The organism is Vibrio sp. STUT-A16 (genome assembly GCF_026000495.1).
GTDB classification, from domain to species: Bacteria; Pseudomonadota; Gammaproteobacteria; order Enterobacterales; family Vibrionaceae; genus Vibrio; species Vibrio diabolicus.
Genome location: NZ_AP026765.1, coordinates 2710842 through 2723537 on the forward strand (window position 1 = coordinate 2710842; position 12696 = coordinate 2723537).

The 12696-nt window shown below is 46.1% G+C and carries 12 protein-coding genes; all 12 read left to right on the forward strand.

Going from position 1 to position 12696, the window contains the following annotated elements:
* The first annotated feature begins 18 nt into the window (after positions 1-18).
* The 12 genes from leuS (at position 19) to lipA (ending at position 12551) form a co-directional block, all read left to right on the forward strand.
* On the forward strand, positions 19-2592 hold the full coding sequence (leuS, locus tag OO778_RS12945) for a leucine--tRNA ligase (protein ID WP_264909942.1): 2574 nt from the start codon (positions 19-21) through the stop codon (positions 2590-2592).
* Positions 2593-2744: 152 nt separating this feature from the next.
* Entirely contained in the window at positions 2745-3284 is a 540-nt protein-coding gene (lptE, locus tag OO778_RS12950; protein ID WP_005373019.1) for an LPS assembly lipoprotein LptE, read from the forward strand.
* 5 nt (positions 3285-3289) lie between these two features.
* Positions 3290-4309 (forward strand): DNA polymerase III subunit delta, encoded by a 1020-nt coding sequence (gene holA, locus OO778_RS12955; RefSeq protein WP_074190985.1) that lies wholly within the window; start codon positions 3290-3292, stop codon positions 4307-4309.
* Positions 4310-4397: 88 nt separating this feature from the next.
* Entirely contained in the window at positions 4398-4715 is a 318-nt protein-coding gene (gene rsfS / locus OO778_RS12960) for a ribosome silencing factor (RefSeq protein ID WP_005373015.1), read from the forward strand.
* 4 nt (positions 4716-4719) lie between these two features.
* Positions 4720-5190, forward strand: coding sequence for a 23S rRNA (pseudouridine(1915)-N(3))-methyltransferase RlmH (gene rlmH / locus OO778_RS12965; RefSeq protein WP_017821762.1), 471 nt, complete (start codon positions 4720-4722; stop codon positions 5188-5190).
* A 29-nt stretch (positions 5191-5219) separates the two neighbouring features.
* On the forward strand, positions 5220-7136 hold the full coding sequence (mrdA, locus tag OO778_RS12970) for a penicillin-binding protein 2 (RefSeq protein WP_005391316.1): 1917 nt from the start codon (positions 5220-5222) through the stop codon (positions 7134-7136).
* A complete protein-coding gene (gene rodA / locus OO778_RS12975; protein ID WP_005391317.1) occupies positions 7136-8257 on the forward strand; it encodes a rod shape-determining protein RodA in 1122 nt (373 codons plus the stop codon). The genes mrdA and rodA overlap by 1 nt, the downstream gene beginning before the upstream one ends.
* 2 nt (positions 8258-8259) lie before the next feature.
* Positions 8260-9063, forward strand: a complete 804-nt coding sequence (locus OO778_RS12980; protein WP_046874297.1) for a septal ring lytic transglycosylase RlpA family protein — start codon at positions 8260-8262, stop codon at positions 9061-9063.
* A gap of 90 nt (positions 9064-9153) precedes the next feature.
* The gene (locus OO778_RS12985) at positions 9154-10332 is read left to right on the forward strand and encodes a serine hydrolase (RefSeq protein ID WP_012842069.1); all 1179 of its coding nucleotides are present in this window, start codon (positions 9154-9156) and stop codon (positions 10330-10332) included.
* A 139-nt stretch (positions 10333-10471) separates the two neighbouring features.
* Positions 10472-10750: a DUF493 family protein YbeD gene (gene ybeD, locus OO778_RS12990; protein ID WP_005384135.1), complete on the forward strand. Its 279-nt coding sequence runs from the start codon at positions 10472-10474 to the stop codon at positions 10748-10750.
* A 176-nt stretch (positions 10751-10926) separates the two neighbouring features.
* On the forward strand, positions 10927-11589 hold the full coding sequence (lipB, locus tag OO778_RS12995) for a lipoyl(octanoyl) transferase LipB (protein WP_005391320.1): 663 nt from the start codon (positions 10927-10929) through the stop codon (positions 11587-11589).
* Positions 11586-12551: a lipoyl synthase gene (lipA, locus tag OO778_RS13000; protein ID WP_005391329.1), complete on the forward strand. Its 966-nt coding sequence runs from the start codon at positions 11586-11588 to the stop codon at positions 12549-12551. The genes lipB and lipA overlap by 4 nt, the downstream gene beginning before the upstream one ends.
* Positions 12552-12696 lie beyond the last annotated feature (145 nt).

The window sequence follows — 12696 nt, forward strand, 5'->3', positions numbered from 1 at the left end:
AGATAACGGATACCATCGATGCAAGAACAATACAACCCACAAGATATTGAACAAAAAGTTCAAAAGCACTGGGATGACAACAAAACCTTTGTTGTAAGTGAAGACCCAAATAAAGAAAAATTCTACTGTCTATCCATGTTCCCATACCCAAGTGGTCGACTGCACATGGGTCACGTGCGCAACTACACTATCGGTGATGTAGTATCTCGTTTCCAACGCCTACAAGGCAAAAACGTGATGCAACCAATCGGTTGGGACGCATTCGGTCTACCAGCAGAAAACGCAGCAGTAAAAAACAAAACTGCGCCAGCACCTTGGACTTACGAAAACATCGAATACATGAAGAACCAACTTAAGCTTCTAGGCTTTGGTTACGATTGGAACCGTGAATTCGCAACTTGTACACCGGAGTACTACCGCTGGGAGCAAGAGTTCTTCACTAAGCTTTACGAGAAAGGTTTAGTTTACAAGAAGACTTCTTCTGTTAACTGGTGTCCTAACGACCAAACTGTTCTTGCAAACGAGCAGGTTGAAGACGGTTGTTGCTGGCGTTGTGATACGCCTGTAGAGCAAAAAGAAATCCCTCAATGGTTCATCAAAATCACTGAGTACGCTCAAGAGCTACTAGACGACCTAGACAAGCTTGAAGGTTGGCCTGAAATGGTGAAAACCATGCAGCGCAACTGGATTGGCCGCTCTGAAGGCGTTGAGCTGAAGTTTGAAGTTAAGGGTCAACAAGACCTAGAAGTTTACACAACACGTCCAGATACGCTAATGGGTGTGACTTACGTGGGCATCGCAGCCGGCCACCCTCTTGCAGCTCTTGCTGCAGAGAACAATCCAGAGCTTGCAGCGTTTATCGACGAATGTAAGAACAACAAGGTTGCAGAAGCTGAGCTAGCGACAATGGAGAAGAAAGGTATGGCTACTGGCCTTACTGCCATTCATCCATTGAACGGCCGTGAAGTTCCTGTTTACGTAGCAAACTTCGTACTGATGGACTACGGTACAGGCGCGGTAATGGCAGTACCTGCACACGACCAACGTGACTACGAGTTCGCAACGAAGTACGGTCTAGACATCGTGCCAGTTATCAAGCCTGCTGATGGCAGCGAGCTAGACATCTCTGAAGCGGCATACACAGAGAAAGGTGTACTGTTCGATTCAGGTGAATTCGACGGCCTAGAATTCCAAGCGGCGTTCGATGCAATTGCAGCGAAGCTAGAAGCAGAAGGCAAAGGCACTAAGACTGTAAACTTCCGTCTACGCGACTGGGGTGTATCTCGTCAACGTTACTGGGGCGCACCAATCCCAATGGTAACGACTGAAGACGGTGAAGTTCACCCAGTACCTGCTGACCAACTACCAGTGATTCTTCCAGAAGACGTGGTAATGGACGGCGTAACCAGCCCAATCAAAGCAGATAAAGAATGGGCGAAGACCACATTCAACGGCGAACCTGCTCTACGTGAGACAGATACGTTCGATACGTTCATGGAATCTTCTTGGTACTACGCGCGTTACTGTTCACCGCAAGCAGACGACATCCTAGATCCAGGAAAAGCAAACTACTGGCTACCAGTAGACCAGTACATCGGCGGTATCGAGCACGCTTGTATGCACCTACTGTACTCTCGCTTCTTCCACAAGTTGCTACGTGACGCGGGCTACGTAACGTCTGACGAACCGTTCAAGCAGCTACTGTGTCAAGGCATGGTACTGGCAGACGCGTTCTACTTCGAGAACGAGAAAGGCGGTAAAGAGTGGGTAGCTCCAACAGACGTAGCCGTTGAACGTGATGGTAAAGGCCGCATTACTTCTGCTAAAGACACTGAAGGTCGCGATGTAACGCACTCAGGCATGATCAAGATGTCTAAGTCTAAGAACAACGGTATCGACCCTCAAGAAATGGTAGACAAGTACGGCGCTGACACAGTACGTCTATTCATGATGTTCGCGTCTCCAGCGGACATGACACTTGAATGGCAAGAGTCTGGCGTAGAAGGTGCGAATCGCTTCCTGAAACGTGTTTGGAAACTAGTGAAAGAGCACACAGCGAAAGGCGCAGCAGAAGCAGTAGATACCGCAGCGCTTTCTGGTGATCAAAAAGCACTTCGCCGTGACGTTCACAAAACTATCGCGAAAGTGACGGACGATATCGCTCGTCGTCAAACATTCAACACCGCGATCGCAGCGATCATGGAGCTGATGAACAAACTAGCGAAAGCGCCTCAAGAATCTGCGCAAGATCGTGCAATCCTTGACGAAGCACTGAAAGCTATTGTTGTCATGCTTTACCCTATCACTCCGCATATCTCATACGAGCTATGGGCAGCACTAGGTGAAACAGACATTGATAACGCGGCATGGCCGACGTTTGACGAAAAAGCTCTAGTTGAAGACGAAAAAACTATCGTAGTTCAAGTTAACGGTAAGCTACGTGCGAAACTAACGGTACCAGCGGATATCTCTAAAGACGACATCGAACAACTTGGTCTAAACGACGAAAACGTGGTTAAGTTCACTGATGGCCTGACTATTCGTAAAGTCATTTACGTTCCAGGTAAACTGCTGAACATCGTTGCAAACTAATCACAGCTTGCAATTTGTCTCTGTTTAGCGAACTTATTTGTTAACCAAGAGTCATTAAACAGGGTAGTTTTCTACCCTGTTTATTTACCTCAAACCATTCACATGAGTGGTTTAAGGTAAATAACCCCTTCAATTTAGGATGAATACAATCAATGCGCTTTTTCTCTTTGATTAAACTACCAGTGGTATTGGTATTAGCGGGGCTTCTTTCTGCCTGTGGTTTTCACCTTCGCGGCGAGTATTCCGTACCGGAAGAGCTGCACACCATGTCTTTCTCCAGCTACGATGAATACAGTGAATTAACTCGCTATGTACGCTCTCAACTCGAACTGAACAAAGTTGAACTTGTTCAACCATCATCGACTGTACCCAACCTTCATTTGACGGAAGCGACAATCGATGAGCGTACACTGTCTCTGTATCAAAATAGCCGTGCAGCAGAAAAAGAGCTGACATACGTAGTAAAATACCGTGTGACGATTCCTGGCTATGGCTCTAAAAACTTTACGACAACAGTAAACCGCAACTACCTAGACAACCCGTTGACGGCACTTGCAAAATCTGTTGAACGTGACGTAATTGAAGACGAGATGCGCTTGCAAGCTGCAAAACAGATGATGCGCCAGTTGGGCCGTATTCGTGCCGAATATGAAGCAGGACAAATCTCTGAGCCAGCGAACACAAACTCTTAATCACTATGCGAATTTATGCCGATAAATTAACGGATCATTTAGCTAAACACGTTAAACAAGTTTACCTAATCTTTGGTAATGAGCCGTTACTGATTCAAGAGAGCCGCCAAGCAATCCAAAAGGCAGCGTTTCAACAAGGTTTTGAGGAAAAACACCGTTTTGCGGTAGACGCAAGCATCGACTGGAATCAAGTTTACGATTGCTTCCAAGCGATGAGCCTGTTCTCAAACCGTCAATTGATCGAGCTTGAAATCCCAGAAAGTGGCGTGACAACCGCCGTCAGCAAAGAGCTGCAAACACTGTGTGATATGCTGCATGATGACATCATGCTCGTCATTGTTGGTAGCAAACTGACCAAAGCCCAAGAAAATGCGAAATGGTTCAAAGCATTAAGCTCAAAAGGCGACTGGGTAAGCTGTTTGTCGCCAGATCTACAACGCTTACCTATGTTCATTCAGGCACGTTGCCGCACGTTGGGCCTAAAACCCGATCAACAATCACTGCAAATGTTGGCTCAATGGCATGAAGGTAACCTGTTTGCATTGTCACAAAGCTTAGAGAAATTGGCCCTACTCTACCCGGATGGTGAGCTGACCATCATACGTTTAGAGGAAGCCCTAAGTCGCCATAATCACTTTACTACGTTTAACTGGATCGACGCCTTACTGGCAGGTAAAGCAAACCGTGCACAACGTATTCTTCGCCAACTTGAGGCGGAAGGGGTCGAGACCGTGATCTTGATTCGAAGTGTACAAAAAGAGTTGAGCCAACTTTTAAATATGCATCAAGACTTAACTCAAATGGGAATGAACCAGGTATTTGAGAAATATCGAGTTTGGCAAAACAAGCGTCCACTCTATAACGCAGCACTGACCCGCTTATCGGCGAGTCGTATTTGTGCATTGCTCTCCTTGTTGGCTCAAGCAGAGATAAAAGCCAAAACTCAATATGACGAGTCTGTATGGCCAACTATTCATCAGTTGAGCTTAGAAACCTGCTCTCCTGATATTAAGCTGGCAATTTAAAAATCAAAGCGTGATATAGTGCGCGACCTGTTTTGCAAGCAAGAATGTAAAACACTGTAGAGATAAGAGACAAACCGAGGAAAACCGAGTGCTTCGCGAAGAACTGAAAGACTTTTTAGCTGATAAAGCCGACGACATGAAAGCGGAAGACATTATCGTCCTAAATGTGGAAGATAAATCAAGCGTGACAGATTACATGATCATCTGTACTGGCACATCCAAACGCCACGTTTCATCCATCGCTGACCACGTTGCAACAGAAGTGAAAAAAGCCGGTCTCGAGCCACTAGGAATGGAAGGTGAAAACGAAGGTGAATGGGTAGTCCTAGATATGGGCGACGCCATGCTTCACGTGATGCAAGAAGAGCACCGCGAACTCTACCAGCTAGAAAAACTCTGGGGTTAATCTTTTGAAAATTCAACTAATTGCCGTTGGCACAAAAATGCCAAAATGGGTTGAGGAAGGCTTTCAAGAATATCGTCGCCGTTTCCCACATGATATGCCATTGGAGTTGATTGAAATCTCTGCTGGCAAACGTGGAAAAAATGCCGATATCGCTCGTATCCTGCAAAAAGAAGGGGAAGCGATGCTCGCTGCGGTACCAAAAGGCAACCGTATCGTCACGTTAGATATCCCAGGTAAAAAATGGGACACTCCTCAACTCGCTGAGCAGTTAGAAGCTTGGAAATTAGATGGCCGTGATGTATCAATCTTAATCGGCGGTCCTGAAGGACTCGCTCCTGCATGCAAAGCTGCAGCAGACCAAAGCTGGTCATTGTCTGCCTTAACGCTACCCCACCCTTTAGTGCGTATCGTAATGGCAGAAAGCTTGTACCGAGCGTGGAGCATCACCGCGAACCATCCTTACCACCGCGAATAATCGTTGTTTAACTTTAGAGCCAAGCGTTAATGATTCGTAAGCGCCGCAGTCAAATCCGAGATTATCAAGCCGAAGCGCGTCTGTTTGCCAGCCGCGCTATTGTCGCTTTTATCGGCATTGTTCTCTTGATGGGAGCTCTGGTCGCCAATATGTACAACATTCAGGTGAACCAGTTTCAAGACTATCAAACCCGCTCGAACGATAACCGCATCAAAGTAGTGCCTATCGCGCCTAACCGAGGTCTAATTTATGACCGAAATGGCGTTTTACTGGCAGAGAACCGTCCCGTCTTTAACTTAGAACTGACCCCAGAAAAAATTAAAGACATTGATGCAACCATCCAAGAATTACAAACTATTCTGGAAATTACACCAGACCAGATTGAACGTTTCCACCAAGAGCGTAAACGGACTCGTCGATTTAAGTCGGTCCCACTGCTTACCCAACTGAACGAAAAACAAGTAGCGGTATTCTCCGTCAATCAGTACCGCTTTCCTGGTGTAGAAATAAGTGCGACCTTAAAGCGCTACTACCCTTTCAGCGAAGTATTAACCCACGTGATTGGTTACGTTTCTCGAATCAATGATCGCGACATGCAGCGCCTGATCCGAGAAGAAAAAGACGCAAACTATCAAGCCACTCGCGACATTGGTAAGCTGGGTATCGAAAAATACTACGAAGACCTCTTACACGGTACGGCCGGATATCAAGAAGTCGAGGTAAACAGCCGCGGCCGCGTGATTCGTACGTTAAAGTACGTTCCACCTGTACCCGGAAAAGACATCGTTTTAAACCTTGATATCAACTTGCAGCTGTACGTACACCAATTATTGGATGGCCGCCGAGGCAGTGCTGTAGTGATCGATCCTAGAGACAACGGCGTGCTGGCTATGGTTTCAAGCCCTAGCTACGACCCTAACTCGTTCGTGCACGGAATCTCGGGTAAAGACTATCGCGCCCTTTTGAACGATAAAAACCGTCCTTTGGTCAACCGTACCACACTTGGCATTTATCCACCCGCGTCTACCATCAAGCCATTTATGGCGGTAGCCGCGCTGCAAGAAGGCGTCGTCACACCTAACACCACACGAAATGATCCTGGTTATTGGCGCATACCAAACTCCAACACACGCCCGTTCCGTGACTGGTTGCGTTGGGGGCACGGACGCGTCGATATCATTAAGTCGATCGAAGAGTCTGTTGATACTTTCTACTATCAAATCGCTTATGACATGGGTATTGACCGTATTTCGAATTGGATGATGATGTTCGGTTTTGGTGATTACACTGGCATTGATATCTACGAAGAAAGTAAGGCGAATATGCCGACTCGTGACTGGAAAATGTCTCGCCATAAAACCCCATGGTATAAAGGTGATACGATCCCTGTGGGTATCGGCCAAGGATATTGGACAGCAACACCAATGCAAATCGCCAAAGCGACCTCCGTATTAGTAAATGAGGGAGAAGTGATCGCACCTCACTTGCTCAAAGCGACGATAGAGAACGGCAACGACTTCGAAGAACAACAAACAACAGAATACGTGACTTACCCGCCAATCAAGAATGTACCGAAAAAGTACTGGGATATGGCGAAAGAAGGCATGCGTCGTGTAAACCATGGCACGCGCGGAACAGCTCGCCGCTCATTCTACAAAATGAGTTATCAAACAGCGGGTAAATCAGGTACTGCGCAAGTCTTCGGTCTGGGTGAAAATGAAGAGTACAACGCAGATGAGATCGCCGAGCACTTACGTGACCATGCGTTATTTACTGGCTTTGCACCATTTGATGATCCTAAAGTGGTCGTCACTGTAGTGCTAGAAAACGCCGGCGGTGGTTCTAGCAACGGTGCCCCAGTAGTAAGGAAAATTTTTGACCGAGTCGTTCTAGGCCCAGAAGAAATTGAGCCTGAAAACAATGCGAAGAAAGAGGTAAAACAGTAATGAAGATGGATCCCTCTACAGGTAAAAATCGCGCCCTGTTTGAACGCTTCCATATCGACTTACCACTCCTACTTGGCATACTGGCCCTGATGGGGTTTGGCCTGGTGATCATGTACAGCGCTAGTGGCCAAAGTTTACTAATGATGGATCGCCAAGCTATGCGGATGGTGCTTTCACTCGTTGTGATGATCGTTCTTGCGCAGCTTTCTCCACGAACCTACGAGAGCTTGGCACCTTTGATGTTCGTCGGCGGCGTCATACTGCTCTTTGGCGTGCTGTTTTTCGGTGAAGCCTCGAAAGGCGCACAGCGTTGGCTTAACCTCGGTTTTGTGCGCTTTCAACCTTCCGAGTTATTGAAGCTCGCGGTGCCATTAATGGTGGCACGCTATGTTGGTCGACAGCCCCTTCCGCCAACGCTAAAAACACTCATCGTTGCACTGATTATGGTCTGCTTACCAACTATCCTCATTGCAAAACAGCCTGACTTAGGGACCTCTATCCTAATCGCCGCTTCCGGTATTTTTGTTATCTTCCTCGCGGGCATTAGTTGGAAAATCATCGCTGGTGCCGCCATCGCACTCGGTGGTTTCATTCCGATTTTGTGGTTCTTCTTGATGCGCGAATACCAAAAAGTTCGCGTACGTACTCTGTTTAACCCAGAGTCAGATCCGCTTGGTGCGGGCTACCACATTATTCAGAGTAAAATCGCGATTGGCTCTGGTGGTATTTCAGGCAAAGGTTGGTTGCAAGGCACTCAATCACAACTGGAATTTCTTCCTGAACGACACACTGACTTTATCTTTGCAGTAATTGCTGAAGAATGGGGTATGATTGGTTTCCTTTGCCTTTTAGCCATCTATCTATTTATTATTGGACGAGGTTTATACCTCGCCAGCCAAGCGCAAACTGCATTTGGACGAATGATGGCAGGCAGTATTGTACTCAGCTTCTTCGTGTATATTTTTGTAAATATTGGCATGGTAAGTGGCATCCTACCTGTAGTAGGTGTACCGTTGCCACTCATTAGTTATGGCGGCACATCAATGGTAACCTTGATGGCTGGCTTTGGTATTCTGATGTCAATTCATACGCACCGAAAAGCATTCTCTAAGGCGACCTAGACATGCAAAAACGCGCTTTATATTCCTTGGTTTTCTCTGCTCTTATTTTGGCAGGCTGTTCATCAACTAGCCAAAAAGAACAAGAAGGCCGTTACGAACTCGAATCCGATGTTGCACCGGATACACCGCTTTCAGTCGAACACATCGAGGATGCGCACCCTAAATATGAACCGTACAGCCTAGGTGGGAACAAAGATTACCACTTGCGTGGCAAAGACTACAAAATAGTTCGCGATGCCAAAGGCTTTAAAGAAAAAGGCCGCGCATCTTGGTATGGGAAGAAGTTCCAAGGTCATTTGACTTCTAATGGCGAAATCTATGACATGTACTCAATGACAGCGGCTCATAAAACGCTACCGTTACCGAGTTACGTAAAAGTCACCAACACTGACAACGGCAAAACTACCGTAGTACGAGTTAATGACCGAGGTCCGTTTCACGATGGCCGTATTATCGATTTAAGCTATGCCGCAGCACATAAGTTAGATGTGATAAAAACAGGTACAGCGAACGTGGAAATTGAAGTAATCAGTATCAATCAGCCCACGGATAAAAAATCTTTAGAAGCGCACCCTAAGTACGTTATTCAGGTGGCATCATCAAAAAATGAAGAACGCGCACGAACTTTAGGGACAGAGCTTGGTCAAAAACTGGATACAGAAACTTTCCTAGAAAATGCGAAAGAGTCTTATCGCTTGTTGTTAGGGCCATTTACTGACTATTCCCTGACGCAAGCCACTCTAGATAAAGTAAAGTTGCTCGGCTATTCGTCTGCATTTATTAAAAAACACAACACTGCCAAATGACCTAGTGTCATGAATTTCTCCTCGATCCCCTCTTACATAGCTGGGGATTCTGATAAGATGTCCGCAGTTAACCCAAAAATTTGAATTACCATGAATAAAAATAAGTTTGTGAAATCTATTCTCGTTTCTTCGGTTGCCCTTTCTGCAACTTTCGCTCAATCTGCTCTTGCATCACCTATCGTTGTTCCAGATGCCCCTCAAATCGCTGCGAAGGGCTACGTTCTGATGGATTACCATTCAGGTAAAGTACTGGCAGAGAAAGAGATGAACACAAAGTTGTCTCCAGCCAGTCTGACTAAGATGATGACCAGCTACGTAATCGGCCAAGAACTAGCGCGTGGTAATATCTCAGAAGATGACGATGTCACCATCAGTAAAAATGCATGGGCGAAAAACTTCCCTGAATCATCAAAAATGTTCATTGAAGTGGGCACAACTGTAAAAGTACGTGACCTAAACCGCGGTATCATCGTCCAGTCTGGTAACGATGCCTGTGTAGCAATGGCTGAACACATTGCAGGCTCAGAAGATGCGTTTGTTGATCTAATGAACGCTTGGGCCAACACACTAGGTATGACGAACTCGCACTTTGCCAACGTTCATGGTCTAGATAACGCCGAGCTGTACTCGACACCATACGACATGGCATTGCTAGGTAAAGCCCTGATCCGTGACGTACCAAATGAGTACCGCGTGTACTCAGAGAAGAAATTCACTTACAACGGCATCACCCAATACAACCGTAACGGTCTACTCTGGGATAAGAGCATGAACGTTGATGGCATCAAAACGGGTCACACAAGCAATGCGGGTTACAGCCTAGTAAGTTCTGCGACTGAAGGCCAAATGCGTTTGGTTGCGGTCGTAATGGGCACGAAAGATGCCAATGCTCGTAAGTCAGAAAGCAAAAAGCTACTAAGCTACGGCTTCCGTTTCTTCGAAACAGTAGCGCCGCACAAAGCGGGTGAAACGTTTGTAGAAGAAAAAGTGTGGATGGGCAACAAAGACACTGTAGCGTTAGGCCTTGACCAAGATACTTACGTAACACTACCACGTGGTGAAGCGAAAAACCTAAAAGCCAGCTTCGTCCTTGAAAAAGAGCTAGAAGCCCCAATTAATAAAGGTGATGTAGTTGGTAAGCTATACTATCAGATCGATGGTGAAGATATTGCCGAATACCCACTAATGGCACTAGAAACCGTAGAGCAAGGTAGTCTATTTAGCCGCATGTGGGATTACATCGTATTGTTATTCAAGAGCTTCTTCTAAGAAGAACGTTAGAGTAGCAAACTTATTCGCAAAGCCGCCTGAAAGGGCGGCTTTTTAAGTTTGAGATCCTCGTCTTGAGTTCCCCCTAATTTGACTGTACTATTTCGCACCGCAACGAATATCTACTGGAGTTATCGATATGCTAACCATCAACTCTGATGCAAAATTAAAAGACCTGCTTGAGTTCCCTTGTTCATTTACTTACAAGGTAATGGGTCATGCAAAGCCTGAACTTCCAGAGCTTGTTCTTGAAGTTATTCAGCGCCATGCTCCAGGTGACTACAGCCCGACCGTTAAACCAAGTGCTAAGGGCAACTACCACTCGGTATCAATCAACATCACTGCAACGTCTATCGAGCAAGTTGAGACGCTATACAAAGAGTTAGGTGAAATTGACATCGTGCGCATGGTTCTATAATTTTTTGATAGATTAAATTTTTTTTGAAAGCAGCTTCGGCTGCTTTCTTTTTATTTATCAACCAGATAACAAAACTTTACATCGCTTTCAGTTAAAAATCTGTTACTCAGCGGTAGAGCATCAGGGTTATCCGGTTTATAATCCAAAAACTTTATATATTAGCAACAGGAATTCCCATGCAACACCAACTTGTTGTAAAACGACTTGGCCGCCAAGACTATGAGCCTGTATGGAAGGCGATGCATGAGTTCACCGACCAACGCACAGAAGAAACCCCTGATGAAGTCTGGTTGGTAGAACATAACCCAGTATTTACGCAAGGTCAGGCAGGTAAAGCTGAGCACCTTATTAACACTGGTGACATTCCTGTTGTACAAAGTGATCGCGGAGGCCAGGTTACGTATCATGGCCCTGGTCAGTTGGTCGCCTATTTCTTGATCAACTTACGCCGCAAAAAATTAGGTGTACGAGATCTCGTTACCACTATCGAGAACCTCGTGATCAACACGCTAAAAGCATACAATATCGATTCGGCCGCGCGACCTGACGCACCAGGCGTTTACGTTGACGGTAAAAAAATATGCTCTCTCGGTTTACGCATTCGTAAAGGATGCTCGTTTCATGGCTTAGCCTTGAACGTAAATATGGATTTAACACCGTTTCTGCGTATTAACCCTTGTGGTTATGAAGGTATGGAAATGGTTCAGGTCAGCCAATTCGGCGGCCCAGACAATGTAGAAGCCGTAGAAAAACAATTAATAGAAGAACTCGTTACTTTGCTCGACTATGAGCAAGTAGAATTCAGCACAGAAGCACCTTCTCAAGGTAATAAAGCATGAGCAAACCAATCCAGATGGAAAAAGGCGTTAAATATCGTGACGCCGATAAAATGGCATTGATTCCCGTAAAGAACATGCCTACAGAGCAGAAAGAAGTGCTACGTAAGCCTGATTGGATGAAGATCAAGCTACCAGCCGACAGCCAACGAATTCAAGACATCAAGGCGGCGATGCGCAAGAATAAACTTCACTCCGTATGTGAAGAAGCATCTTGCCCTAACCTAGCGGAATGTTTTAACCACGGTACAGCTACCTTCATGATCCTAGGTGCCATTTGTACTCGTCGTTGTCCTTTCTGTGACGTTGCTCATGGCCGCCCATTACCACCGGAAGCAGAAGAGCCTCAAAAACTGGCGAAAACCATCGCCGATATGAAGCTGAAATACGTAGTAATCACTTCTGTAGACCGTGACGATCTGCGTGATGGTGGTGCACAGCACTTTGCCGACTGTAACCGCGAGATCCGTGCGTTGAACCCGCATATTAAGATTGAAACTCTGGTTCCTGACTTCCGTGGTCGTATGGACGTAGCGCTTGATCTAATGAAAGATAACCCGCCAGATGTCTTCAACCACAACCTAGAAACAGCGCCACGTCTTTACCGTAAAGCTCGCCCAGGTGCAAACTACAAGTGGTCGCTGGAGCTTCTTAAGAAGTTCAAAGAGCAGCATCCAGATGTACCGACCAAATCTGGTTTGATGATGGGTCTTGGTGAAACCAAAGAAGAAATCATCGAAGTACTGAAAGATCTACGCGCACACGGCGTAACGATGCTGACTCTAGGTCAGTACTTAGCGCCAAGCCGTCACCACTTGCCAGTAGAGCGTTACGTTCCGCCATCAGAGTTTGACGAGCTAAAAGAAGTTGCACTAGAGCTTGGCTTCACGCACGCAGCGTGTGGTCCATTTGTTCGCTCTTCTTACCATGCTGATATGCAGGCTCAAGGCATCGAGATTAAATAAGCACTCGCTTATTTTGAAGAGAAAAGGTTGGTTCAGTGCCAACCTTTTTTGTATCTGGCAAATGATGATAAAAAGCCATTCTACCACTGTCATTCTGAACAGCGAGGAACGAGCGTGATTGAGAATCAGTTTCCAACGTACTGAT